Raw genomic sequence first — 24,857 nt, 5'->3', positions numbered from 1 at the left:
CCCCATGGCTGACACTGCTGAACTCGAAGTCGAGATTGTCGCGGCCGACCACTTCGTGTGGTCCGGTCCGGCAAAGCTGGTCAAGGCACGCACTGCCGACGGTGAAATCGGGATCCTTCCCGGCCACGCGCCGGTGCTGGCGATCCTGGCCGAGGGCGAGCTGGCCATCGAACCGGTGTCCGGCAGCCGTATCACCGTTGGTGTAGACGGCGGGTTCTTCTCCGTCGACTCCAACCGCGTGGTCATCGTCGCGGACAATGCCCAGCTGAACGACGCAGCCAACGCTGGGACCCGCTGACCCTTCCCAATGGACAGTACCTACGTGTTCATTGCGCTGGCGGCCTTCTTCGGGCTGCTGGTACTTGCAACGGCGCTTTTCTGGGTGCGCCGCACACAGCTGCGGCGCACCCTGGGTACCTTTGACGCCTCCATCTGCTTCCCGCCCGGCGGGTGGCGGATGGGGGTTTGCCGTTATACGGACACCCATCTTGAATGGCTCCGACTGTTCTCTCTCAGCCCGCGCCCGCCGTACAGGTTCCTGCGGAGTTCGCTGGAGATGAAGGGGTGGCGCCAGCCAACCGAGGCTGAGCGCGCCCGTATCCAGCCGGGAGCCCTGGTAGTAACCCTCGAGTACGAGGGGCGCGAGCTGCTCGTGGCAATGAAATACGACGTCTACACGGGGCTGTCTTCCTGGCTGGAAGCCGGACCGGTGATAGGCATCGGCACCTGGCGGTAGGGCCGGGGGACTAAGTACGGCATAGGCGCAGGGAATCTTCCCTGCGCCTTTGCCGTATCCAGCCTCCGGAAGGCGGCAGGGACCGGCGCCACCTAGTATGGAGGCATGGAAGACGTCATTGTTGTCACCGGCCCCTCCACGCTCAACGGCTCGGTGACCGTCCCGGGGGCCAAGAACTCGGTCCTCAAACTCATGGCAGCCACACTGCTGGCGCAGGGACGTTCCATCATCACCAACGTGCCCAACATCCAGGACGTCTGGATTATGTCTGAGCTGCTGCGCCGCCTGGGCTGCACGGTGGATTACGACGCCGACGCCGCCGAGGTGCGCATCGACGTTCCGGCTGTTCCCGGACACCAGGCGGACTACGACCTGGTGCGGGCCATGCGTGCCTCGATCTCCGTGCTCGGGCCGCTGGTAGCCCGGTGCCGCCGTGCGGAGGTTGCCCTGCCCGGGGGAGACGCGATCGGCTCGCGGGGCCTGGATATGCACCGGGCCGGGCTGGAAGCGATGGGCACCTCCATTTCCATCGACCACGGATACCTGATTGCCTCGGTGCCGGAGGGACTCGTTGGTGCCCGGCATGTCCTCGACTTTCCCTCGGTGGGGGCCACGGAGAACATCATGATGGCCGCGACCCTGGCCCGCGGCACCACCATCATCGACAATGCGGCCCGCGAACCCGAGATCACCGACATCGCGCGGATGCTTTGCTCAATGGGCGCACAGATCAGCGGAATCGGAACCAACACCCTGGTGATCGAAGGCGTGGAGGAGCTGTCGCCGGTGACACACCGCGTGGTTCCGGACCGCATCGTCGCGGGAACGTGGGCCTTCGCAGCGGCGATTACCGGCGGCAACATCGACGTCCGCAACGCCGATCCGAGGGCCCTCACCGTGGTGCTGGACAAGCTTGCCCAGTCGGGCTGTGCGGTGGAGACGCGCCAGGACGGCTTCACCGTCAAGGGACCGTCCCGCCCGGAACCGATCAACGTCTCCACCCTTCCGTACCCGGGCTTCCCAACGGATCTCCAGCCCTTTGTGGTGGCACTGAACGCGGTTTCAACCGGCTCCGGCATGGTCACGGAGAATGTGTTCGAGGCCCGCTGGGGCTTCACCTCGGAACTCGCCCGGCTGGGTGCCGTAGTGCGCCTGGACGGCCACCATGCCCTGATCCAGGGAGTGTCCCGGCTTTCCGGTGCGCCGGTGGAGGCGAATGACATCCGGGCCGGTGCGGCACTGGTCATAGCCGGGCTCGCCGCGGAGGGGACCACCGAAGTGCGGGGAGTGGACCACATTGACCGCGGCTACGAGCGGTTCATGGAGTCCTTGCGCGGTCTTGGCGCCAACGTGCTGCGCCGCCGCAGCTGAATCACGCCACTCTCTTCCGCCGAAAGGCCAGTTACGGCTCCTTATGACTTCACCGCCCTGGCAAGAGCCGTAACTGGCCTCTCGGTGGGTGGGGGGGCCGGGACGCAAAAACAGCGGGGACCACGAAGGTCCCCGCTGTTGCTCTGCTGAGAACTAGAGCGCGGTTACGCCGGTAGCCTGGGGTCCCTTGGCGCCCTGGCCGATCTCAAACTGAACGCGCTGGTTCTCATCCAGGGTCTTGAACCCGTTGGACTGGATTTCCGAGTAGTGGACGAAAACGTCTCCGTCGGAATCATCCGGGGTAATGAAGCCAAAACCCTTTTCCGCGTTAAACCATTTGACGGTTCCCTGTGCCATTTGCCTATCTCCTTTAGTGCTGAAACTGTACCGGCACACTTCGTGCCTGTGGTTGTTACCGAAGCGGGAAGTCCAGGTTCCCTGCCGGTAAGGCAGTTCCTACAGGAGCAACACGCTCGCAACCGTCTTGCGAGCATGAAAAACACCTACACAAAGACTGGTTATAGCGTTACATACCACTAAAGAGCCGTCAACGGATTCGAAGGAAAATTTTCGCAGATTACCCGCTGCTTGTTTTGCACGCTTAAAGGGTATGGATAACGTACCGGTTAACTGCAGGGAAAAGGTTAGAACAGGCGCGACTCGACATCGTCGACGCCGCGCATTTCGTCATAGTCCAGGGTTAGGCAATCGATGCCCCGGTCCGCTGCGAGGACCCTGGCCTGAGGTTTGATCTGCTGGGCGGCAAACACGCCGCGCACCGGCGCCAGCAGGGGATCGCGGTTCAGCAGTTCCAGGTACCGGGTGAGCTGCTCGACCCCGTCAATGTCGCCGCGGCGCTTGAGTTCCACTGCCACGGTGCTGCCGTCGGCGTCGCGGGCAAGGATGTCCACCGGGCCAATGGCGGTCATGTATTCGCGCCGGATCAGCGTGTAGCCCTCACCCAGCTTGGTGATCTGTTCCGCCAGGAGCCGCTGGAGGTCCGCCTCCACCCCGTCCTTGATCAGTCCGGGATCGGTGCCGAGCTCGTGGGCAACGTCTGAGATGTGCTCGTAGACACTGATCACCAGCTTGTCATCCGTCTTGGCGCTCTGGACGTTCCAGACCTCCACCACTCCCGCCTCGGCGTCGTCCTCGGCCGGCCCGGTAATTCGGAGCGTGGCAGGCGGACTCATCCAGTTCAGCGGCTTATAGGAACCTCCGTCCGAATGGATCAGCACGGAACCGTCCGCCTTGACCATCAGCAGACGGGTAGCAAGGGGCAGATGGGCACGGAGGCGGCCGACGTAGTCAACGGAGCAGCGGGCTATCACTAAACGCACAGTTGCACTTTACCGGTTCGGCTGCGGCAAGATGGTTTCATGCCCCGCTCCAACCGTCCCCGCCGGCAGCTGCCGGCCTCCAGCACCGCAGCAGGGCGCAACGCCCGCCGCAAGTGGGCCGCGCCGGTTCCGGAGATTGATTTGGAGCGTTCCCGGGCCGGGCTGCCGCAGCATGAGTCGGCGTCCGACGGCGAATGGTCGGTTCGCCGTATCACGGCCCGAAACGCGGCCAAGGACTACCGCTGCCCGGGCTGCGGGCAGGTGATTCCGCCCGGGACCGAGCATCTGGTGGTCTGGCAGGAAGACTCCCTTTTTGGCCGGCAAAGCGCAGTCGAGGACCGGCGCCACTGGCATGCCCGGTGCTGGCGTACGCGTCCCGGATCAGTTCCCCGCCGCTAGCCCTGGCTGGACCGGCTAGAGCCGGTCCTGGCGGGCGATGACGACTTCCTTCATCAGCAGCAGCACGGCAGCGGCCGTCGGAATGGCTATCAGCGCCCCGAGGACACCCAGCAGCGTGCCGCCGGCGATCACGGCAATAACCGCGACGGCGCCCGGCACCGCAACCGCCCGCTGCATCACGCGCGGTGACACGAAGTATGCCTCGAACTGGAGATAGGCCATGTAGAGGATGGCAAAGACCACCGCCGTCTGCCAGCTCGACGTCAGCGCAATGAGGGAAACGAGCACCAGGGCGATCGGCGGGCCGACCAGCGGAATGAATGCCAGGAGTGCCACCACGAAGGCCAGCAGTACGGAGAAGGGAACGCCGGTGATGGTCATGATGATGAAGGCGTAGAGCGCGTCGAGCAGAGCAACGAACCCCTGGCCGATCACGTAGTTGCCAACGCTGCCGGTGATTTCCTCCGAGAGTGCTTCCACCCGCCGGCGACGGCTGCGCGGAGCCAGCCGGTAGGCCCATTTCTTCATGGACGGCAGGGAGGCAAGGAAGTAGAGCGTCAGTACCAGGATGATCAGGGCGCCGAACAGTCCATTGGCAATAACGGTGCCCACGCTGAGCACGCCGCCGAAAATCCCGCCCACTGCGTCGGCGTTGGAGAAGAACTTCTGCACCTCTTCGTCCACGCGTTCGCGGATCTTGAACTGGGCCTCGATCGTCACGAAGAAATCGGAAGAGAGGAACCGGTCCACATAGCTTGGTGCATTGTTGACGACTTCAGTGGTCTGGCTGACGATCGTCGGAATCAGGGTGGCAAAGAAGGCTGTGACGGCACCGGCAAGGACCACCACCACGATGGCGATACCGGCCGGACGGGGGACCCCGCGGGCACTGAGCCAGCGAACCACCGGATCCAGACCGAGGGCAATAAACAGTGCAGCGCCGATCCAAACCAGCAGTTCACCGACGTTGGTGATGATGAAGAACAGCAGCAGGGCGAATCCAACACCCACGGTGAACATGAAACCGAAACGGATCGGGTGCTTGTCCGGGCCGGCGCCCGATGAAAGCGGCGGGGGAGTGCCGCCAAACCGGCGTCGTTCATCAGAGAGCTTTGCGTCCGGATCAACCTCGGGCTCGGGCAGGACCTCAGGGTCCTGCTCCTCGGGCGGGAAATCGAACTGCGGGCGCGGGCGGGCCCCGGGAATGCGGGAGAACAGGCGCCAGGCGCGTGAGCCGGCCGAGGACAGGCGCTCACGGCGGGTGGGTTCCGGGCCGGGAGCGGGGAGTGGTTCGTCGACGGGAAGGTCCCGGTCCTCGCTCATCTGCCCTGCTCTCCCTCGGTGCCTGCACTGGTGCGCGGGGTGTACCGTGCCGCGTCAGATTATCAGCCGAACACCGGACGCGCGGGTAGGCCCGCTGCACGCGGCGGTTGACGGTCCGGGCGCCGAAATGTGCTCTTGCTAAGCCTTTCGTTACCATAGGGTTATAAAGCAACCCGCCAACCACGATGACATAGGGGCATCAGTCCCGTTCCCGCTGCCTACAGGCGCGCGGAGGACCGTGACCAACGATAGGTAAGCTGTGCGAAACAAAATTGCAGTTCCGCTCATAGTGCTCGGAATCCTGATGATGCTCGTCGGGATTGGCCAGCGCACTATTTGGGCGCCGCCCCAGACCGTAACGGCTCAGGCACCGGAGGCCTCCGGCGCCGCACCCGTGACCGTCCTTGAGTCCGATCTCCTGGCCTCCCGCCCGGACGGCGCGGAGATCACGGTGCGGTCCGACGACGGCGTCTTCCTGGCCGTGGGGCGTTCGGCCGACGTCGACGCGTGGGTGGACGGCGCTGCAGTGACCCGGATCGGCGCCGGCGCCGACGATTCACTGAGCGCCGAAACCAGCGAAGGCGACGCGAGCGTGCCCAGCCCCGCCGGATCCGATCTCTGGGTCAGCGAGGAATCAGTGGACGGCGAGCTTTCCTACACCTGGACTGAGCCGGCTCCGGGGGACTGGTCAGTACTGATCGCCTCTGACGGAACCGCGCCTGCACCCACCGACATCACTGTCAGCTGGCCGAATGACCAGGGCACGCCGTTTGCAGTTCCCCTGATCATCGCGGGTGCGCTGGCAGCCGTGCTTGGTCTTGCACTGGCTTTCCTGTCCCGCGGACGGAAACCGACTCCGCCGGCGCCCGGCAGCCGGCGCGCGGTGCGCGACTCCGATACCGCCGCCCAGCGCATAGTCGCCCGCAGCGGACAGAAATCGCAGTCCTCGTCGTCAACGGCACAGCGGACGGCAGCCGGGCTCACGGCCGCCGCGCTTGCCGGCAGCCTGGCGGTGGGCCTGATACCCGGGGCAGCAACCGCCGCCGATGCCCCGGCCCAGGAAGAGAACCACCCGGTTGTCCTGGACGGGCAGCTGTCCCGGATTCTCAGTTCCGTGGCCGGAACGGTGCAGGAGGCCGACGCCGCCAAGGACGCCTCGCTGCTGCGCGAGCGCACGGCGTCGACTGCCCTGGAGCTGCGGAAGGCCAACTACGCCACGGCTTCGAAAGTTCCGGATACGAAGGCCCCGGCAGCAGTGGCGGCCTCACCGGTGCTTACCGACCTTGTGTCCAGCGACACCTCGTTCCCGCGCACGGTAGTAGCCGTGACGCAGGGCGGTGACAACACCGTTCCGCAGGCGCTGGTACTGGTGCAGGCCTCGGCCCGGGAAAACTACAAGCTGGTCTCTGCCATCCAGATGCTGCCCGGAACAACGTTCCCGCAGCCGCCCGCGGACGGCAGCGGAGTGGAAACCGTCGCCGCCGACTCCGGTGAGGACCTGGCCATGGCCCCGCAGGAAGCTGTGGATGCCCTTGCCGACGCGCTGACCAAGCCGGACGGCGGAAACAAGGCGACCTTCGCGCCGAACAGCTTCGCTGAGGCCGTCACCACGTTCCAGGCCGAGGTGACCGCCAACCCGGCAAACGAGTTCGCCACCATCACCTTCAGCCACACCGCGGTGCCGTCCGACACCCGGGCGCTGCGGACCGCCGACGGCGGTGCGATCGTGTTCGGGTACATGGCCCACAGCTACTCCAGCGTCCCGCGCGAAGCAGGGGACTCGATCAACCTAGAGGGAACCATCTACGAGACCCTCACGGGCGAGAAGAACACCGAGGACGGCATCGACGTGGCGTACGGCGAAGCCGTGATGATCTACGTTCCGCCGGCCGACGCAGAGGAGCAGGTAGAGGTCATCGGAGCCGCGCAGCAGCTGCTCTCCGCCACCCTCAAGTAACCCGCCCGCACTGAGGCAGCACTGAAAAGACGGCGGCGCCGCGGCATCAGATGCCTGCGGCGCCGCTTCGCTGTCCACGGACACTTGCCCGGGAGAGCGGAAGCCGTATTAGGGTTGAAGCCATGAGCACACCGAACCACCGCCCTGCGCCCGCTCCGTCCATGAACCTTCGGGGAGCGGTGGACCTCTCCGCACTCAAAAACCGGGCGAGCGCCCCGCCTCCCGCTGCGGCCGGCGGACCAGGGGAGGGGCCCTCCTCCTATGTGGTGGAGGTGTCAGAACAGACCTTTCCCCAGGTGGTGCAGCTTTCAGCCACGGTGCCCGTGATCGTAAACCTCTACTCCCCGCGGAGTCCTGAATCGGCAGAGGTTACCGCCGTGCTGGAACAGGAGGCGGCAGACCGGCAGGGACGGCTGCTGCTGGCCAACGTCGACGTCGACGCCCACCCGCAGATAGCGCAGGCGTTCCAGGCCGTTGCGGTGCCAACCGTCGCCGCAGTCGTCAAAGGCCAGCCGGTGCCGCTGCTGGACCGCCCGGCTCCGGCCGAGCAGATCCGTGCCCTGATCACCGAGCTGATGCAGGTGGCCGAGGCGAACGGTGTCAGCGGTTCACTTGGCGAGGCAGGCCCCGCGGCGGAGGAGGAAGCGCCGCTTCCGCCGCTGCACCAGGAAGCGTATGACGCAATAGTGGCCGGGGACTACGACGGCGCGGCTGCCGCCTACCGCAAGGCCCTGGCGGAACAGCCCGCGGATGCGGACGCCAAGGCCGGCCTCGCCCAGGTTGAGCTGATGCAGCGGCTTAAGGACGCGGACGCTGAGGCGCTGCGCACCGCGGCTGCGGAAAAGCCCGACGACGTCGATGCCCAGCTTGCGGTAGCGGACCTTGATGTTTCCGGAGGCCACGTCGAAGACGCGTTCAACCGGCTGGTCAGGCTCATTTCCCGCAGCAGCGGGGATGACCGCGAGCGTGTCCGCCTGCGTTTGCTGGACCTCTTCGAAATTGCCGGGCCGTCAGATCCGAGGGTGACCAAGGCCCGCTCCGCCCTGGCCCGGGCTCTGTTCTAAAGTTCCTAGTCCGGGCGGCGGGGTGCGGGCACCGTTTCCCGAAGCGGATTTCCTTCGTAAGGCGGAGGTCTGTGAAGGCGCCGCTTGCTAGGTTTTTGGTATGAACCGAATTCCTGATCCTGCCGCCGCGCCCGGCGGAGAACCGCAGAACGTCCAGCCGGCCCCGGACGGATCAAGCCAGCCGGCACCTGCTTTGGCCATCCGCGGGCTGGCCAAGCGGTTCGGCGAGAAGATTGCCGTCAACGGCATCGACCTTGACGTGCCGGCAGGGTCCTTCTACGGTCTCGTTGGCCCCAACGGCGCGGGCAAGACCACGGCGCTCTCCATGGCCACCGGACTCATGCGCCCGGACTACGGCAAGGTATGGGTACACGGCGTTGACGTCTGGGAGAAGCCGCTCGAAGCCAAGCGGCTGATGGGCGTATTGCCGGACGGTGTGCGGCTCTTTGACCGGCTGACCGGCGAACAGCTTGTCACGTACGCCGGCCTGCTGCGCGGCATGGACCGGGAAACCGTGGCCGAACGGACCGCAGACCTGCTCAAGGCCCTGGATCTGGCAGCCGACGCCGGCACTTTGGTGGTGGACTACTCCGCCGGCATGACCAAAAAAATCGCCCTGGCGTCCGCGCTGATCCACGCCCCGCGGCTGCTGGTCCTCGACGAGCCGTTCGAAGCGGTGGATCCCGTGTCCGCAGCCAACATCCGGGACATCCTGGCGGACTACGTCTCCTCGGGCGGTACCGTGATCGTCTCCAGCCACGTGATGGACCTGGTGCAGCGCATGTGCGACCACGTTGCCGTGGTGGCCGCCGGCAACGTCCTGGCAGCCGGAACCGTGGACGAAGTCCGCGGCGGGCAGAGCCTTGAAGACACCTTCGTGAGCCTGGTGGGCGGACGCAGCACCTCGGAGGGCCTCTCATGGTTGCGCACCTCCTAAAGCTCAAGCTGATCCTGCTGCGTAACTCGCTCAAGCGCAGTCCGTGGCAGATCGTCGGCATCGCCTTCGGCGCGCTCTACGGCCTCGGCATCCTCGGGCTCATGCTTGCCGGGCTCTTCTTCCTCACCCTCAACGATCCCGAGCTTGCGCGGACCCTGGTGGTCCTCGGCGGTTCCGCTGCGGTCCTGGGCTGGGCAGTGATCCCGGTGGTGGCCACCGGCGTCGATATGACGCTGGACCCGGCCCGCTTCGTGACCTTTGCGATTCCCATGCGCCAGATGATCCTGGGCCTGGCGCTTGCTTCCCTCATCGGCATCCCCGGCATCATCACCCTGGGCGCCGCGCTGATCCAGGCCGTGGCCTGGTGGCAGCATCCCGCCGCCGTCGTTGCCGGCATTCCGGCTGCACTGGTAGCCGTCCTGACCTGCGTGGTCATCGCCCGGCTCGGGGTGGCGGCCACGACGTCGCTGGCCTCCAGCCGCCGCTTCAAGGACGTTTCGGGACTCGTGCTGATCATTCCGCTGATGTTCATCGGCCCGGTCATCGGCTTCACCGCCACCGCCATCACCATTGAGGGAGATTTCCTCGCCCGGCTGGCCGGCATTCTGGCCTGGACGCCGCTGGGCGCAGCCTGGGCGGTCCCGGGCGACGTCGCACTTGGCAGCGCCGGCACGGGCATGCTCCGCCTGGTCATCTCCGTCCTGTTCCTGGCCCTGATCTCATGGGCCTGGAAAGCGCTGCTGGCCAGGGCCCTCGTCACCCCCGCCCATAACGCCACCGCGAGCCGCAGCGCCGGCAAACTCGGCTTCTTTGCCCGCTTCCCGGCCACGCCCACGGGTGCCGTAGCGGCCAGGGCGCTCACGTACTGGGTCCGCGACCCGCGCTACAGTGCCTCGCTGATCATCGTTCCGGTGCTCGCCGTCGTCCTGATCTTTGCGGTGCAGACCGAGGGGCTGCCACCGGTAGTCCTGGGCATCGGCCCGCTGGTGGCTTTCCTGCTCGCCTTCGGCATCTCGGCGGACATCTCCTACGACAACACCGCGTTTGCCCTGCATCTCTCAACGGGAGTTACCGGGACCGCAGACCGGGCCGGGCGCGCGCTTGCCTGTGCCGTATTTGCCCTGCCGGCAACGCTTGCCGCAGCCATCGTCCCGCCGGTCGTCCTGGGCAGGCCGGAGGACATACCTGTGCTGCTCGGACTCTGCCTTGGGCTGCTGCTGAGCGGGCTGGGACTCTCCAGTGTCTTCTCCGCCCGGTACACCTACAACGTGCCGCTGCCGGGGGAGAACGCCTTCAAGACGCCTCCCGGTTCGACAGGACGGACCATGCTGGTCCAGTTCCTGTGGATGGCCATGCAGTTCGTGATCACCATCCCGCTGCTCGTTCCCGCGGCGCTGTACGTCTTCGGGCTGGGAAGTGTCTGGGGCTGGGTGAGCCTGGCCGTGGGCGTGGTCTACGGATCCGCGGCAATGGCGGCAGGCATTCGGATAGGCGGGCGCTGGCTGGATAGGCGCGGTCCCGAGGTCCTGCAGGCAGTATCCGTGAACAAGTAGGAGCCGGGCTTCCCGATGCTCCGGGTACTAAGATGGGGACATGACTCTGCCTCCTGATCCCTTCGAATCCGACCCCATGCGCCGGGCTGACAGCGGTTCCTCCACCGCAGTCATCGAGCGCGAAGAGCAGCGCGAGCTGGTTGAGCCGGGCGACGCCGAGCGTTTCTCGCACTACGTCCGCAAGGAAAAGATCATGGAATCGGCCCTGTCGGGGGAGCCGGTGATTGCCCTGTGCGGCAAGGTCTGGACTCCGGGCCGGGACCCCAAGAAGTTCCCGGTCTGCCCCGCCTGCAAGGAGATCTACGAAGGGCTGCGCCCGGGCAAGGATGACGGCGGAAAGAAGTAGCTCCGCCCTGCCCCAGCCCCTCGTCGCCGTCGCACACCAGACGGCAGTAAAGTCCTGATGCCCCTATGAGTGAGCCCCTGCCCGCGGACAGGCCTGACGGTGCAATGTCCGCTGCCTTCCGGCCGCTGACCCTCGGCGTCGTAGCGATTGTCACCTGTGTGGCTTTCGAGGCCATGGCGGTCACGACGGCGATGCCGGTGATTGGAGACGACCTGGGGGCCGGCGCGGGGTACGGACTTGCCTTCTCGATGTTCCTGACGGCGTCGCTGCTTGGCTCCGTGGTGGCCGGTTCGCGCTGCGACGCCGAGGGACCCCGCCGTCCGCTGCTGACCGGCATGGCCCTGCTGATTGCGGGACTGGTGCTGTCGGCCGCCGCGGGGGAGTTCTGGCTGGTCACCGCCGGCCGGGCAGTCTCCGGACTGGGCAGCGGCGCCATGGTGGTTGCGCTGTACGTGATCATCGGCCAGGTGTATCCCTCGAGGCTGCAGCCCGTGGTTTTTGGGTGGGTTGCGACGGCCTGGATCCTGCCGTCGATGGTGGGGCCGCTGGCAGCCGGGCTGCTGGCGCAGTACGCGAGCTGGCGGTGGGTCTTCGCCGTCGCCATTCCGATCGTGGTGGTTGCCGCCGCACTCGTGTGGCCGCGGGTACGGCATCTCGGTGCCCCGGAGAATCCCGAGCTTGACCCTGCGCTGGGCCGGCGCCGTGCGGTGTGGGGTATGTTCCTGGCCGGCGGCGTATTCGCCGCTCAGTGGGCCGCCAACGAAGCCGCCGCCCGGGGATCGGCTCTTCTGGGCCTGCTGGCAGCCGCCGGCGTGCTGGCTGCCGCGGCGGCGCTTGCCGTGCTGCTGCCCCGGGGCACTCTCTGGCTGCGGCGCGGCCTGCCCTCAGTCGTAGCGACACGCGGACTGATCAACGCCGCGTTCGTTTCCGCCGAGGCCTTTATGCCCGTCATGCTGCTGGCCGTTTACGGGGTGAGCCCGGCCACGGCCGGAATCGCGCTGACCGCGGGCGCGGTAGGCTGGGCCATTGGATCCTTCGTGCAGGCACGGGTCCCGGGGCCACGGCGATACCTGCTTTTGGCCGGAGGTTCGGGACTGCTGGCACTCTCGATTGGCGGCACCGGTCTGCTGGCAGGAGCGCAGGCCCCGTTCTGGCTCCTGGTGGCCGTCTGGTCGCTGGCCGGAGTGGCCATGGGTGCGGCGCTTTCCAGTACTTCGGTCCTGGTGCTGGACGCGTCCTCGGCAGCTGACCGGGGGAGGAATTCCGCATCGCTCCAGCTCTCCGACCAGGTGGGCGCCGTAGCAGGCACCGCGTTGGGCGGGGTGCTGCTGGCGGTCCTGGTGCAGCAGCCGGTGGGCCGGGAACCCGGATATTCCCTGATGTGGCTGGTCCTGGCGGTGTTCGCCGTGATTGGAACGGCAGCGGGCATCCGCAGTGCAAGTGTTAGACCAAGTACCGGAAAGGTGCATTCCCAAGCGTGAGTCCCGATACCCTGTTCGGCGGCGGACCGGCATTGCCCCCTGCATACCCTGAGCGAGCAGCCTGGGGAACAGCCCCGAAGCTGCGCCAGTGGCAGGCCGAAGCCCTGGAGCGATACTTCGCGAAGAACGACGGCGATTTCCTCGCCGTCGCGACGCCCGGCGCCGGAAAGACCACCTTCGCCCTGCGCGTGGCCACCGAGCTGGTGGACCGGGGGATCATCAACCGAATAACCGTGGTGGCGCCTACGGACCACCTGAAGCGGCAGTGGGCTGATGCTGCCGCCCGCGTCGGCCTCGCGCTGGACCCGAACTTCAAGAACGCCGACGGGAGGCACGGCCACGGTTTCATCGGCGTTGCCGTCACCTACGCCCAGGTTGCCAGCAAGCCGATGCTGCACCGCGCCAAGACCGAGGCGGCACGCACCCTGGTGATCCTGGACGAGATCCACCACGGCGGTGATGCCCTGTCCTGGGGCGACGGCATCCGGGAGGCCTTTGAACCGGCTGCGAAGCGCCTGGCCTTGACCGGTACTCCGTTCCGCTCGGATACGGCGCCTATTCCCTTCGTGGACTACATCGAGGACGGCGCCGGAATCCGGCGTTCCAAAGCTGACTACACCTACGGCTACGGCCAGGCCCTAAAGGACCACGTTGTCCGTCCGGTGATCTTCATGGCCTATTCCGGCCAGATGCGCTGGCGCAACAGTGCCGGGGAGGAAATGGCTGCGTCGCTTGGCGAGGCCGCTGTTACCAAGGACATCACGGCGCATGCCTGGCGCACCGCACTGAACCCGACGGGCGAGTGGATCCCGGCCGTCCTGGCGGCGGCCGACCGCCGGCTGAGCGAGGTCCGCCGTACCGTGCCCGACGCCGGCGGCCTGGTGATTGCCACCGACCACGAGGACGCACGGGCCTACGCCGGCCAGCTGAAGAGAATCACCGGGGAGTCACCCACGGTGATTCTTTCGGACGACGCGAAGGCGTCGGAAAAGATCGACGACTTCTCCTCCGGAACCTCGCGGTGGATGGTGGCCGTGCGCATGGTGTCCGAAGGCGTCGACGTGCCCCGTCTCGCCGTCGGCGTCTATGCGACCTCCACCGCGACGCCGCTGTTCTTCGCCCAGGCCGTGGGACGCTTCGTGCGTGCCCGCAAACGCGGCGAAACGGCTTCGGTGTTCCTGCCCTCCGTGCCGCACCTGATGATCCTGGCCAATGAGATGGAAGTTGAGCGCGACCACGCCCTGGACCGGCCCGAGAACCATGCGGAGGAAGAAGGCTTCGGCCTCGACGACTCCCTGATGGAAGCTGCGAACCGGGAGGAGAAGGCCTCCGGCGAGCTGCAGAAGCAGAAGTTCGAAGCGCTTGAGTCGCAGGCGTCCTTTGACCGGGTGCTTTTCGACGGCGGCGAGTTTGGCACCGGCGGCGAGCTGGGCAGCGAGGACGAGCAGGACTTCCTGGGCATCCCCGGGCTGCTGGACCCGGACCAGGTGACCATGCTGCTCCGCCAGCGTCAGCAGGAGCAGCTTTCCCGCCGCGGCCGGAAGAAGCCGGAGGAAGTGGTGCCGGACCAGCTGCCGTCAGTTGCCGACCACCGGCACCTGACCGAGCTGCGTGCCCAACTGGCCAAGAACGTCTCCGCCTGGTCCGCGCGGTCAGGCATGCCGCACGGCGTGGTGCATTCGGAACTGCGCCGGATCTGCGGCGGACCGGCCGTGGCCCAGGCCAACGAGGAGCAGCTGGAGAAGCGGCTTGCCAAGCTCCAGGACTGGTTTATCGGCCGCAAGTAGTCCGCCCCTTCATCGAGATGACAGAAACTGCCCGTATCGGAGCCGATACGGGCAGTTTCTGTCATATCGATGGGGTTAGAGGTCCAGCAGCTCGACGCCGGCGTCCTCCAGCTCGTCCAGGGCGGCGCGAACGTCGACCCGGTCCAGGCCGCGGCACAGCTCAGGGATGACGGCAGTGTTGTAACCGGCCGCGATGGCGTCCAGCGCAGTTGCCTTGACGCAGTAGTCGGTGGCCAGGCCCACGATCACAACCTCGTCCACGCCGTTGTCCCGCAGCCAGTCGTCAAGGCTGACGGCGTCCTCGTCCGGCGCCGGCTCGGCGTCGGGGTCGCCTAGGGGCACTTCGACGTCCGGAGCCAGCAGCCCCTCGAAGCCGGAGTAAGCGGCCTCGTACTGTCCTTTGCGGAAGTAGGCGTCGATGAACTCCGTGTCCAGATCCTGGTTCAGCGCCGCCCCGTGAGTGCCGGCCACGCAGTGCACCGGCCACGAATCACGGAAGTTGGGGTTGTCGGAGAAGTGGCTGCCCGGTTCAATGTGCCAGTCCTGGGTGGCGACGACGGCCGCGTATCTGTCCCGGGACGTTTCGATGTAGTCGCTGATTTCCGCCGCGGCATCGGTTCCGCCGGGCACGGCCAGGGAGCCGCCTTCGCAGAAATCGTTCTGGACGTCAACCACAATCAGTGCACGTGTCATCGGGTTTCCTCCTCGAATTCGGTGGGGATCACGGGTTCTCCGCGTTGCAGGCGGTAAGCCGCCGCCGGCAGCTCAAGCAGCGAAGCTTCATGGCGGGCACGGGCGCGGTCTACGGCGTCCGGTCCGGTCCAGCCGGGCTGCACGGCGCCGTCAGCGACGAAGGTCTCGAGCAGCTCGCGGTCATTGCCGTCGCTGAGCGGGAGGGCGCCAACGCCCACAACTTCGGTCACGGCGCGGCCCCGCTCGTTGATCCGGCGCAGCGCGTACTTGTGTCCGCCCTGGGACGCCTTGTTCTTGGCGGCCTTGGCCACGGAAACAAAGTTTCCGTCCGTACCTTCCCGGCTGACGAGCTTGTAGACCAGCCCGGCAGTGGGGGCTCCGGAGCCGGTCACCAGGGAGGTACCCACGCCGTAGGCATCCACCGGTGCGGAACCCAGTGCGGCGATGGCGTACTCATCCAGGTCGGAGGTCACCATGATCCGGGTGGACGTGTTGCCCAGGTCATCGAGCAGCTCGCGGACCCACTGGGCCTGGGCCACCAGGTCACCGGAGTCGAGCCGGACGCCGCCCAGCTCCCGGCCCGCGACGGCGACGGCGTTGCGGACCCCCTGTTCGACGTCGTACGTGTCCACGAGCAGTGAGGTGTTGACTCCCAGCGCCGCGGTCTGCGCGGTGAAGGCGTCCACCTCCGAATCGTGCAGGAGGGTGAAGGAATGCGCCGCGGTTCCCACCGTCTTGATGCCGTACCGGAGCCCGGCTTCCAGGTTGGAGGTGCTGTCGAAGCCGGCAATGACCGCGGCGCGCGCCGCAGCCACGGCTGCTTCCTCATGGGTGCGGCGGGATCCCATTTCGATGCAGGGGCGCCCGCCGGCGGCACTGGTCATCCGCGAGGCGGCTGATGCGATGGCGCAGTCGTGGTTCAGCACCGAGAGGATCAGCGTCTCCAGGATGCAGGCCTCACCAAAACTCGACTCGACCTGCAGGATGGGGGAGCCGGGGAAATAGACGTCGCCCTCGGCATAACCGGTGATGGTGCCGGAGAAACGGAAGTCAGCGAGCCAGTCCAGCGTCCGGTCGTCAACGACGCCGTTGGCGGCCAGGAAGTTCAGCTGCGGTTCCTCGAACCGGAAGTTCTCCAGGGCCTCGAGCAGGCGTCCGGTTCCGGCGACGATGCCGTAGCGCCTGCCGTCGGGAAGTTTGCGGGCAAAGGCCTCGAACACTGAGCGACGTTCGGCCGTGCCTGAGTGCAGGGCGGCCTGCAGCATGGTCAGTTCGTAGTGGTCGGTGTACAGGGCAGCATTTGGCTGCTGCCACGCGGTGGTAGCGTTCACATCCAAAACTCTAACCCGCCGCCCCCGGCCCGCGCCGCACCCGGCGGCAGCGGAGCGCTGGCCGTATGACGCGTTGCCCAAACTACAATTGGCAGCATGAGCGTTGCCACCCTCCCGGACGCCGGGACCCAGACAGACTTCCTGGCCAGTGAGGAAACAGCCGCCGATGTGCCCTGGGTAGTGATTGTCTGGAATGACCCAGTGAACCTGATGAGCTACGTCAGCTACGTCTTCCAGAGCTACTTCGGCTACTCCGAGTCCAAGGCGAACCAGTTGATGATGCAGGTCCACAACGACGGCAAATCGGTGGTGGCCACCGGTCCGCGCGAGGAAGCCGAGCGGCACACCCTCGCCATGCACTCCTACGGTCTCTGGGCTACGTTCCAGAAAGCCGACCAGGCCTAAGCACGGCCGAACACCACAGGAAAGGTCCTTCTTGGCTACCGGATTCAAGCTCACCCGCAAAGGCATCACCGCCCAGCTGGAGCCGGGCGAACGCTCGCTGCTGCGCGGGCTGTTCGCCGACATCGTCACCATGCTCGAACCTCCCACCCCTGCGCCGGAAGATCCGCTGGCAGCCATGGTCGGCCTGGACACCAGCGCCGAGGCACCCGAAGATCCTGCACTGCTGCGGCTGCTGCCGAATGCCGTGGCAGGGAACGACGACGACGCCCTGGAGTTCCGGCGGCTCACCGAACGCTCCCTGCGTGAAGCAAAGACCGGATCCCTGCGGGCAGCGTCACTGGCGTTGGAGTCCAGCCCGCTGCACCTGGACCACGAGCAGGCCAGGCACTTCGCCCAGGCACTGAATGACGTACGGCTTGTCCTGGGCTCCAGGCTCGGCCTGAAGACGGACAAGGATGCCGAAGCGCTGCATGAGATCACCGGGCCGGGTGATGCGCAGGACGTGGACCAGTACCTTGCGCTCATCTACAACTTCGTCACCTGGCTGCAGGAAACCCTGATGAAGGCGCTGCTGGACGGCCTCCCGCGGCGCTGAACGGCGGGCCCGGCCCGCCGTTTCTGTGACTAAGACCACTGGCGGTGCAGTGCATGCCGGGGTGTCCGGGGACTATTGTCGATACATCATGAGCTCTGACCATCCGGGTACTTCACTGCTGAAGGACGACCTGCCGAAGACAACCGACGCACCGATTGGAATATTCGATTCCGGAGTCGGGGGCCTCACCGTTGCCCGCGCCGTGATTGACCAGCTGCCGAACGAATCGATTCTCTACGTCGGAGACACGGCCCACGGCCCCTACGGGCCCTTGCCGATCGCCGATGTGAGGGCGTATGCCCTGGGAGTCATGGATGAACTGGTGGACGCCGGCGTCAAGCTCCTGGTGATCGCGTGCAACTCGGCGTCAGCCGCGGTGCTGCGGGATGCCAGGGAACGGTATACCGGCCGCTACGGCATTCCCGTCGTGGAAGTTATCCAGCCTGCCGTCCGCCGTGCAGTGGCCGCCACGCGCTCCGGGCGCATCGGTGTGATCGGCACGGCCGCCACGGTGAGTTCCCGCGCCTATGACGACACATTCGCCGCCGCCCCGCACCTGAGCGTCTCCTCGGTGGCCTGCCCTGCGTTCGTCGAGTATGTGGAAGCCGGGGTTACTGCCGGCAAGGAAGTGCTGGACGCCGCCGTTGGCTACCTCACGCCGCTGAAGCAGCGCGGTGTGGACACCCTGGTACTGGGCTGCACGCACTATCCGCTGCTGACCGGGGTGATCTCCTATGTCATGGGCGAGGACGTCACGCTCGTTTCAAGCGCCGAAGAAACCGCCAAGGACGTGTACAGGGCCCTGATAACCCACGGTCTGGCCCGCACTGCAGGCACTGCGCCCAAGCACCGGTTCGTGGCCACCGGGGACGCTGACTCGTTTGAACTGCTGGCCCGGCGCTTCCTCGGTCCCGAGGTCCTCCGGGTGGAGCATGCGGACTCCGTGGCCGCACGGTATCCAACCGGTGTCCTGGCCCGGATCACGCCCGAAATGATTGCCGCGGCACGCGCCTCGGCCGGACTGCCGGCCGCGGACGCTGCCCTGGGGAACGGTGCCCGATGAAACTGACGATCGTGGGGTGCTCCGGGTCCTTCCCCGGACCGGCCTCGCCTGCCTCCTGCTACCTGGTGACAGCCAATGACGGCGTCCGTGACTGGCGAATCCTGCTTGACCTGGGCAACGGCTCATTGGGGACCCTGCAGCGCTACATGGACCTGAAGGACATCGATGCCGTCCTTATCACGCACCTGCACCCGGACCACTTCATGGACCTGTGCGGACTGCACGTGGCGGTCCACTGGGATCCGGCCGGGTGGGGACGTGACCGGGTCAAGGTCTACGGACCCGCCGCGACCGCGGACCGGATCGCGGTTGCCTATGGGCTGGAACCGGATCCGGGCATGCACGAAGATTTCGAGTTCCTGCAGTGGCAGGCCCGCGAACCCGTCCGGATCGGCCCGCTTACCGTGACTCCGTATCCCGTGGCCCACCCGGCGGAGGAGGCGTACGCGCTGCGCGTCGAAGCAGTGGAGCCCGCAGAGGATGGCAGCCGGCGGGTACGGACGCTGGCCTACTCCGGAGATACCGACTCATGCCCCGGCCTGGTGGAGGCAGCACGGGACACCGACGTCTTCCTGTGCGAAGCCGCCTTCCACGAGGGGCGCGACGACGCCATCGCCGGAGTGCACCTGACCGGCAAGCGTGCCGGTGCGGCGGCAACAGACGCCGGGGCACGCCGGCTGCTGCTCACTCACCTGCCGGTATGGAACGATGCGAACACCGCCGTTGCCGAGGCCCGTGAGACGTACAACGGTGACCTGGCCGTGGCCGTCGCCGGTGTCTCCTACGATGTCGGCACCGACTTCGCGCCGCCGCTGGCCGCGAACGGGAGCGAAGTGCTGGAGCACCCTGCCTCGGGACGGCCGGTCCACGGCCGATAGACTGGCCGCATGACTACAGTTCCGAATTCTTCGCCTGCCCTGCGCGCCGACGGCCGCACCCCCGACCAGCTTCGCACCATCAGCATCACCCGCGGCTGGTCCACCCAGGCCGAAGGATCGGCACTGATCGAATTCGGCAATACCCGGGTGCTGTGCACCGCCTCCCTGACTGCGGGTGTACCGCGCTGGCTGAAAGGGGAAGGCAAGGGCTGGGTCACGGCCGAATATGCCATGCTTCCGCGCGCCACGAACACCCGAAACGACCGCGAGTCGGTGAAGGGCAGGATTGGCGGCCGCACCCATGAGATCTCCCGCCTGATCGGGCGTTCGCTGCGCTCGGTGATCGACACCCGGGCCCTCGGCGAAAACACCGTGGTTTTGGACTGCGACGTCCTGCAGGCCGACGGCGGTACCCGGACGGCCGCGATCACCGGCGCCTACGTGGCACTGGCGGACGCGCTGGCCTGGGCCAAGGAAAACAAGCTGGTGGCACGCAGCGCCAACCCCCTGCTGGACACCGTTGCTGCCGTAAGCGTGGGAATCATCGACGGCGTGCCGATGCTGGACCTGCCCTACGTGGAAGACGTCCGGGCCGAAACTGACATGAACGTGGTGGTCACCGGAAGCGGAAAGTTCGTCGAGGTGCAGGGCACCGCCGAAGGCGCTCCTTTCGACCGTGCCGAGCTGGATGCCCTGCTGGACCTGGCGCTGCTGGGCACCTCCCAGCTTGCCGAGATCCAGCGCGAGACCCTGGCCGCCTCGTGAACGCGCCGGCGCCCCGGCTGGTGCTGGCCACCCGCAACACCGGGAAACTGAACGAACTGCGAGACCTGCTGCGCGGGCGGATCGACGGGCTCGACGTCGATACGCAGGTCATTGACGCCGAAACAGCAGGCGTTCCGGACGTGCCGGAAACCGGGGTCACGTTCGAAGAGAACTCTCTTCTGAAGGCCAGGGCGGTGGCCGAAGCAGCCAAGCTTCCGGCAATCGCGGACGACTCCGGCCTCGCCGTCGACGTCCTGGGCGGGGCGCCCGGCATCTTCTCCGCACGCTGGTCCGGCGTGCACGGCAATGACCAGGCCAACCTGGACCTGCTCCTGGCGCAGCTGGGCGACATTGGCCCCGAGCACCGCGGTGCAGCGTTTATCTGTGCGGCAGCCCTGGCTGTTCCCAACGGAGAGGACGTCGTGGAGCGCGGAGAGCTGCGCGGCACGCTGCTCTCCGAACCCCGGGGAACCGGCGGCTTTGGCTATGATCCAGTGCTGCAGCCGGACGGGGAGACCCGGAGCTGTGCCGAACTCTCGCGCAGCGAGAAGAACGCCATCAGCCACCGCGGACAGGCATTCCGGGCATTGCTTCCGGCCATAGTCCGTGTGCTGGCGGCACCGCCGGCCGGCAGCGGCGCGTGATTTAGCACACGGGGAGCCGCCGCGGATCGCGGCGGCGGCGCCCCGGCGCGGCCGGGTTCGTTCTTGTCCGGCAGGACGGTAGGGCACAATGGGTTGCGATATGAGTATCCTGACCAGCGCCGCCGCAGACCCCGCCAGTTCCACATCGGCCCTGGGAGGGGTAGCCCAGTGGGCCGTGGACATCATGGAAGCCATCGGCGCTCCCGGTGCGGGCCTGGCGATCGCACTTGAAAACCTCTTCCCCCCGCTGCCGAGCGAAGTCATCCTCCCACTGGCTGGATTCGCTGCCAGCCAGGGGAACTTTTCCATCGTCGAGGCACTGATCTGGACCACGCTGGGTTCCGTCCTCGGCGCCTGGGCGCTGTACGGGCTCGGCGCCTGGCTGGGCCGGGACCGCATGCGCGCCATCGTCGAGAAGGTGCCGCTGGTTGATATCGAGGACGTGGACAAGGTCGAGGCCTGGTTCCTGAAGCACGGCTACAAAGCCGTCTTCTTCGGCCGGATGATTCCCATCTTCAGGTCGCTGATCTCAATCCCCGCCGGCATCGAAAAGATGCCCCTGCCCAAGTTCATTGGCCTCACCACCGCCGGCAGCCTGATCTGGAACAGCATCTTCGTGTTCTCGGGTTATTTCCTGGGGGAGAGCTGGCACATCGTGGAGGAATACGCCGGGATTTTCCAGAAGATAGTCATTGCCGCAGTTATTGTGGCGGGCATCTGGTACGTCACGTCCAAAATCCGTTCCTACCGTCGGAGAAAGGCCCAGCGCGCGGCCGAAGAGTCCTGACGTGGGCGTAGATTTCACCGCCATTGATTTTGAAACAGCCAACGGTTTCCGGGGCTCCCCCTGCTCAGTCGGCCTGAGCAAGGTCCGGGACGGACGGATCGTTGAAGAGGCGTCCTGGCTGATGCGCCCGCCTGCCGGTCACGACTTCTTCGACCGGCGCAATATCCGCATCCACGGAATCGAAGCCCACCAGGTGGCAGGAAAGCCGCGGTTCGGGGAGCTGTTCGCGGAGATCGGTGCCTTTATTGGCGATGACCTCCTGGCGGCCCACAACGCAGCCTTCGACCTTGGCGTCATCCGGTCCGCCCTGGAAGTTTCCGGGCTTCCAGTACCGGCGTATGACTATGCCTGCACCGTGGTCCTGTCCCGGCGGACCTATTCGCTGCCCTCACATTCACTGCCGTTCGTAGCGGAGGCAGCCGGCGTTCCGCTGGAGAACCACCACGACGCCACGGCGGACGCCCGGGCGTGCGCTGGAATCCTCATTGATATTGTGGCGCGCTCCGGGGCCGGCAGCCTGGCAGAGTATTTCGCCCTGCAGGGGCTGCGGCCCAACCATGCACCGGCTTACCGGCCCGGAATAGACCCGCTCTCCAAAGCCACCCGGGACGCACTTGAACGGGGAACCGGAACGGCGGCCGCGGCAGCAGCGTCGTCGTTCTTCAGCGGCTGGCCGTCTGAGGGCGTCAATCCGCCGCCCAACCCGGACGCCCGTCCCGGGCACCCGCTTTACGGGCAAACGGTCGTCTTTACCGGGAACCTGGGCATGCCCCGGCAGAGTGCCAAGGAACGGGCGGCAGAACTCGGCGCCCGTACCGCAAGCAACGTCACCCGGTCCACTACCGTCCTGGTGGTCGGCGACGGGTTCGAGGCAGGGGACCTGCGCGGCGGCCGCGTCACGGGCAAGGCACGCCGGGTGCTGGAACTGCACGACCGCGGGCAGAACATCGAGGTGCTCTCCGAAGCGGAGTTCCTGCAGATGATCGGCGGAACCTGGCCGGCCGGCAGCCAGTAGGCTGCGGGCCCGCCGGTTCCGGGCCCGCTAACCGGCCGTAACGCCGATGAAGGCGTCGGCCATTGCCTCCACGGTCTCCCGGGCATCGATGGCCTGCAGCCAGTCCGCAGGGAGCGCCGCGGTCCCGTAGAGGACACCCAGGATGTTTCCCGCCATCGAGGCAGCAGAGTCGCTGGCGCCGTCGTGGTTCACCGCCACTGCGACGGCGCGGCGGAAGTGTTCCTGCGGCGTACCGGCATCCGAGGCGGCCAGGGCCGCGTAGAGGCCGATGGCCAGTGCTTCCTCGGCAACCCAGCCTTCTCCCAGCGCATCCTTCATTCGATCCGGGGCGGAAGCTGCCCTGCCGGCGCGCTCTTCAGCCGCCAGGCGCACGGCGGCAGCGAGGCGTTCGGCCAGCTCGGGCACCCCGGAGGCCAAGGCTCGCTCCACGGCTGCAGCGGCAGCGTCCTCCAGGGCAGCTCCGGAGGGAAGCAGGTCGTGGATCAGCGCGCTGAAGACGGCGGCGCTGTGCAGTGCCGACGGATGCCCGTGGGTCAGGGCAGCGCCGTCGGCGCTGAATTTGTAGACAGTTTCGTCTGAAACGTAGGGGAGCAGACCAAAGGGCGCGGAGCGCATCACTGTGCCGCAGCCCTTGGACCCGGCATTCACGGGCCTCTGCTTTGTGCCCATCTCGCCGGTCAGCAGCCCGGACAGGCAGGCGTTGCCGGGAGCCCGCCGGTGATGGAGCACGTCCTGGGCATCGATCCAGCGGTCCGGCTGGTACGGGGCGTTGGCCGGCAGGGACTCACCCTGCGTCTTAAGCCAGCGGAGGTAGGACAGCCAGAGACACGCCGTCTCATCGGCGCCCACGCCGTCATTGGCCCACTGCAGTACCTCCACCAGCCCGTCAACCGTGTACAGGGTCATCTGGGTGTCATCGGAAACCGGAGCAGGCTTATCCAGCTGGCTGAAGTCCGTGAGGCCGGCGGTACCGAAGCGGGCGCGGATGCCGTCCAGGGAATCGAATTCAACCGCGTATCCGAGGGCATCGCCGAGGGCGCCGCCCAGCAGGCACGCCCGGACCTTGGAGCGGAAAAGTTCAGGATCTGCCTGCGGCAGGGGCACGGAATTGTTCACGAGTCCAGCATAGGTCTCCGCGGCCGGACCCTCCCGTGGCAGAGGGCGAGTGTATGCTCAGTGCGCACCCAGCAGCCTCACAGGAAGCGGTGGAAGGCTGGGGTGTTTGCGCGGCCGCGGCCCTGTCCGGACACTGCGCGCACGGAACCATGTACTTCACCAACTGATAGGAATACCTCCTCCAATGACTGCAGAGCCACATAACCCAGCCGGCGCGGGCGCCGCAGCTGCCGAAGGCACAACCATCACGTCCCTGCGCTCCTACGGGCTCCTGGGCCGCAGCATCGCGGAAGCGGCGGGTTCCTTCCTGCTGGTGCTGGCGGGCTTGGGCGTCGCGTTCTTCAATCCCTCGGGAGGACTGTCTGCTCCGCTGGCCTTCGGGCTGGTCCTGGCGGCCGCCATGGTTGCCTTCGGGTACATCTCAGGCGGGCATTTCCTGCCCACCATCACCGTTGGCTCCGCACTGGCCGGACGCACGTCATGGCGGGCAGTGCTGCCGTACATCGTGGCCCAGCTCGTTGGTGCACTGTTTGCCGCCCTGATCCTCTGGGTCTCCATGACCGGACACCCGCAGATTCCGGAGACGCAGCCGTTCTTTGCCGCCGTTGCGAACGGCTTCGCCGAGAACTCGGCCACGCAGTTCCCGCTGGCCGGCGCACTGCTGACCGAGGTCATCGCGGCCGCACTGCTGACAGCGGTCTTCCTCGGCGCCGGAACACGCCTTTCCAGCGCGGCCAGTGCCTTCGCCGTCGGTGTTACCTACGCCGCGCTCCTGACCTTCCTGGTTCCCATCACCGGCGGTTCCATCAATCCCGCCCGCTCCACGGCCGTGGCAGTCTTCGCCGAACCCTGGGCTATCCAGCAGCTGTGGCTGTTCTGGGTTGCACCGCTGCTGGGCGCGGCCATCACCGGGCTGATTTACCGCAGCCTTGATTTCGCGGTGCCCGCTTCCGCGGTAGTCGTCGAAGACGAGATCGTTGAGGATGAGATTGTTGCAGACGACGAGGAGCTTCCCGCCGAGCCGGCTGCCGAATCAGCAGCTGCCGGCAGTGAGGACGCCGCCCGGACGAAGTCCGACGACGCCGCTGCCCGCGGATTCTTCGAAGCCGACTCTGACGACGCCGCCAAGGAAGACGAAGCGGACGGCAACGGCACAGGCGGACCCCGCTCCTAGCATCGCCGGCGGTATAACCGCACGCACCGCCGCCCGCAGGCGGCACAGCAGACTCCGGCCAGCCCCCGGCCCGAGAATCTGCTGTGTCACCGGCGGG

26 protein-coding genes are annotated in these 24,857 nt (G+C 66.7%); 20 read left to right on the top strand and 6 right to left on the bottom strand.

Annotated elements, in window-relative coordinates; translation table 11 throughout:
* Nucleotides 1–4 precede the first annotated feature (4 nt).
* From ITX31_RS05495 to murA, 3 genes are all read left to right on the top strand, one after another.
* Complete coding sequence (locus ITX31_RS05495) at nucleotides 5–298, top strand: F0F1 ATP synthase subunit epsilon (RefSeq protein WP_194782489.1); 294 nt, start codon at nucleotides 5–7, stop codon at nucleotides 296–298.
* 9 nt (nucleotides 299–307) lie between these two features.
* Complete coding sequence (locus ITX31_RS05490; protein ID WP_194782488.1) at nucleotides 308–736, top strand: DUF2550 domain-containing protein; 429 nt, start codon at nucleotides 308–310, stop codon at nucleotides 734–736.
* Between the two features lie 105 nt (nucleotides 737–841).
* Nucleotides 842–2,107: a UDP-N-acetylglucosamine 1-carboxyvinyltransferase gene (gene murA / locus ITX31_RS05485; RefSeq protein WP_194782487.1), complete on the top strand. Its 1,266-nt coding sequence runs from the start codon at nucleotides 842–844 to the stop codon at nucleotides 2,105–2,107.
* Nucleotides 2,108–2,260: 153 nt separating this feature from the next.
* On the opposite strand, the gene ITX31_RS05480 is transcribed toward murA, so the two are convergent.
* Together ITX31_RS05480 and nucS are read right to left on the bottom strand one after the other, a co-directional pair.
* Nucleotides 2,261–2,464 (bottom strand): cold-shock protein, encoded by a 204-nt coding sequence (locus ITX31_RS05480; RefSeq protein WP_055239636.1) that lies wholly within the window; start codon nucleotides 2,462–2,464, stop codon nucleotides 2,261–2,263.
* 287 nt (nucleotides 2,465–2,751) lie between these two features.
* Nucleotides 2,752–3,447 carry an endonuclease NucS gene (gene nucS / locus ITX31_RS05475; protein ID WP_194782486.1) on the bottom strand — a complete coding sequence of 232 codons (696 nt, stop codon included), beginning with the start codon at nucleotides 3,445–3,447 and terminating at the stop codon, nucleotides 2,752–2,754.
* Nucleotides 3,448–3,486: 39 nt separating this feature from the next.
* On the opposite strand from nucS, the gene ITX31_RS05470 reads away from it, so the two are divergent.
* Nucleotides 3,487–3,846: a hypothetical protein gene (locus tag ITX31_RS05470; RefSeq protein ID WP_194782485.1), complete on the top strand. Its 360-nt coding sequence runs from the start codon at nucleotides 3,487–3,489 to the stop codon at nucleotides 3,844–3,846.
* Between the two features lie 15 nt (nucleotides 3,847–3,861).
* Here ITX31_RS05470 and ITX31_RS05465 read toward each other — a convergent pair whose 3' ends face one another.
* Nucleotides 3,862–5,169 carry an AI-2E family transporter gene (locus ITX31_RS05465; RefSeq protein WP_194782484.1) on the bottom strand — a complete coding sequence of 436 codons (1,308 nt, stop codon included), beginning with the start codon at nucleotides 5,167–5,169 and terminating at the stop codon, nucleotides 3,862–3,864.
* A gap of 259 nt (nucleotides 5,170–5,428) precedes the next feature.
* On the opposite strand from ITX31_RS05465, the gene ITX31_RS05460 reads away from it, so the two are divergent.
* The 7 genes from ITX31_RS05460 (at nucleotide 5,429) to ITX31_RS05430 (ending at nucleotide 14,294) form a co-directional block, all read left to right on the top strand.
* On the top strand, nucleotides 5,429–7,126 hold the full coding sequence (locus ITX31_RS05460) for a hypothetical protein (protein WP_194782483.1): 1,698 nt from the start codon (nucleotides 5,429–5,431) through the stop codon (nucleotides 7,124–7,126).
* A 122-nt stretch (nucleotides 7,127–7,248) separates the two neighbouring features.
* On the top strand, nucleotides 7,249–8,190 hold the full coding sequence (locus ITX31_RS05455) for a tetratricopeptide repeat protein (RefSeq protein ID WP_194782482.1): 942 nt from the start codon (nucleotides 7,249–7,251) through the stop codon (nucleotides 8,188–8,190).
* A gap of 100 nt (nucleotides 8,191–8,290) precedes the next feature.
* Nucleotides 8,291–9,127 (top strand): ABC transporter ATP-binding protein, encoded by an 837-nt coding sequence (locus ITX31_RS05450; protein WP_194782481.1) that lies wholly within the window; start codon nucleotides 8,291–8,293, stop codon nucleotides 9,125–9,127.
* A complete protein-coding gene (locus tag ITX31_RS05445; protein WP_194782480.1) occupies nucleotides 9,109–10,680 on the top strand; it encodes a transporter in 1,572 nt (523 codons plus the stop codon). The genes ITX31_RS05450 and ITX31_RS05445 overlap by 19 nt, the downstream gene beginning before the upstream one ends.
* A gap of 40 nt (nucleotides 10,681–10,720) precedes the next feature.
* Nucleotides 10,721–11,026 (top strand): DUF3039 domain-containing protein, encoded by a 306-nt coding sequence (locus ITX31_RS05440; protein ID WP_091603505.1) that lies wholly within the window; start codon nucleotides 10,721–10,723, stop codon nucleotides 11,024–11,026.
* Nucleotides 11,027–11,091: 65 nt separating this feature from the next.
* Nucleotides 11,092–12,507, top strand: a complete 1,416-nt coding sequence (locus tag ITX31_RS05435) for an MFS transporter (protein WP_194782479.1) — start codon at nucleotides 11,092–11,094, stop codon at nucleotides 12,505–12,507.
* Complete coding sequence (locus tag ITX31_RS05430; RefSeq protein WP_194782478.1) at nucleotides 12,504–14,294, top strand: DEAD/DEAH box helicase; 1,791 nt, start codon at nucleotides 12,504–12,506, stop codon at nucleotides 14,292–14,294. Before ITX31_RS05435 ends, ITX31_RS05430 begins: the two co-directional genes overlap by 4 nt.
* Before the next feature lie 75 nt (nucleotides 14,295–14,369).
* Here ITX31_RS05430 and ITX31_RS05425 read toward each other — a convergent pair whose 3' ends face one another.
* Both ITX31_RS05425 and ITX31_RS05420 read right to left on the bottom strand, forming a co-directional pair.
* Nucleotides 14,370–14,987: a nicotinamidase gene (locus ITX31_RS05425; protein WP_194782477.1), complete on the bottom strand. Its 618-nt coding sequence runs from the start codon at nucleotides 14,985–14,987 to the stop codon at nucleotides 14,370–14,372.
* A complete protein-coding gene (locus ITX31_RS05420; protein WP_194782476.1) occupies nucleotides 14,984–16,318 on the bottom strand; it encodes a nicotinate phosphoribosyltransferase in 1,335 nt (444 codons plus the stop codon). The genes ITX31_RS05425 and ITX31_RS05420 overlap by 4 nt, the downstream gene beginning before the upstream one ends.
* Before the next feature lie 96 nt (nucleotides 16,319–16,414).
* On the opposite strand from ITX31_RS05420, the gene clpS reads away from it, so the two are divergent.
* The 8 genes from clpS (at nucleotide 16,415) to ITX31_RS05380 (ending at nucleotide 22,470) form a co-directional block, all read left to right on the top strand.
* A complete protein-coding gene (gene clpS / locus ITX31_RS05415; RefSeq protein ID WP_194782475.1) occupies nucleotides 16,415–16,723 on the top strand; it encodes an ATP-dependent Clp protease adapter ClpS in 309 nt (102 codons plus the stop codon).
* Between the two features lie 31 nt (nucleotides 16,724–16,754).
* A complete protein-coding gene (locus tag ITX31_RS05410) occupies nucleotides 16,755–17,318 on the top strand; it encodes a DUF2017 domain-containing protein (RefSeq protein WP_194782474.1) in 564 nt (187 codons plus the stop codon).
* Nucleotides 17,319–17,406: 88 nt separating this feature from the next.
* The gene (gene murI / locus ITX31_RS05405) at nucleotides 17,407–18,381 is read left to right on the top strand and encodes a glutamate racemase (protein ID WP_194782473.1); all 975 of its coding nucleotides are present in this window, start codon (nucleotides 17,407–17,409) and stop codon (nucleotides 18,379–18,381) included.
* Entirely contained in the window at nucleotides 18,378–19,259 is an 882-nt protein-coding gene (locus ITX31_RS05400) for an MBL fold metallo-hydrolase (protein ID WP_194782472.1), read from the top strand. The genes murI and ITX31_RS05400 overlap by 4 nt, the downstream gene beginning before the upstream one ends.
* A 9-nt stretch (nucleotides 19,260–19,268) precedes the next feature.
* The gene (rph, locus tag ITX31_RS05395; RefSeq protein ID WP_323745590.1) at nucleotides 19,269–20,024 is read left to right on the top strand and encodes a ribonuclease PH; all 756 of its coding nucleotides are present in this window, start codon (nucleotides 19,269–19,271) and stop codon (nucleotides 20,022–20,024) included.
* Nucleotides 20,021–20,668 (top strand): RdgB/HAM1 family non-canonical purine NTP pyrophosphatase, encoded by a 648-nt coding sequence (rdgB, locus tag ITX31_RS05390; RefSeq protein ID WP_194782471.1) that lies wholly within the window; start codon nucleotides 20,021–20,023, stop codon nucleotides 20,666–20,668. The genes rph and rdgB overlap by 4 nt, the downstream gene beginning before the upstream one ends.
* A 100-nt stretch (nucleotides 20,669–20,768) precedes the next feature.
* On the top strand, nucleotides 20,769–21,455 hold the full coding sequence (locus ITX31_RS05385) for a DedA family protein (protein ID WP_194782470.1): 687 nt from the start codon (nucleotides 20,769–20,771) through the stop codon (nucleotides 21,453–21,455).
* Between the two features lies 1 nt (nucleotide 21,456).
* Nucleotides 21,457–22,470 (top strand): exonuclease domain-containing protein, encoded by a 1,014-nt coding sequence (locus ITX31_RS05380; protein WP_194782469.1) that lies wholly within the window; start codon nucleotides 21,457–21,459, stop codon nucleotides 22,468–22,470.
* Nucleotides 22,471–22,497: 27 nt separating this feature from the next.
* Here the strand turns inward: ITX31_RS05380 and ITX31_RS05375 are convergent, their stop codons facing one another.
* Nucleotides 22,498–23,586: an ADP-ribosylglycohydrolase family protein gene (locus tag ITX31_RS05375; protein WP_323745589.1), complete on the bottom strand. Its 1,089-nt coding sequence runs from the start codon at nucleotides 23,584–23,586 to the stop codon at nucleotides 22,498–22,500.
* Nucleotides 23,587–23,770: 184 nt separating this feature from the next.
* Between ITX31_RS05375 and ITX31_RS05370 the strand changes: the two genes are divergently transcribed.
* The gene (locus ITX31_RS05370) at nucleotides 23,771–24,760 is read left to right on the top strand and encodes an MIP/aquaporin family protein (protein WP_194782468.1); all 990 of its coding nucleotides are present in this window, start codon (nucleotides 23,771–23,773) and stop codon (nucleotides 24,758–24,760) included.
* The last annotated feature ends 97 nt before the right edge of the window (nucleotides 24,761–24,857 follow it).

The organism is Arthrobacter gandavensis (assembly GCF_015355785.1).
In the GTDB taxonomy this organism is placed as follows: domain Bacteria; phylum Actinomycetota; class Actinomycetes; order Actinomycetales; family Micrococcaceae; genus Arthrobacter_B; species Arthrobacter_B gandavensis_A.
The sequence above is the reverse complement of the archived record's forward strand: the minus strand, read 5'-3'. Positions and strand labels throughout refer to the sequence as shown.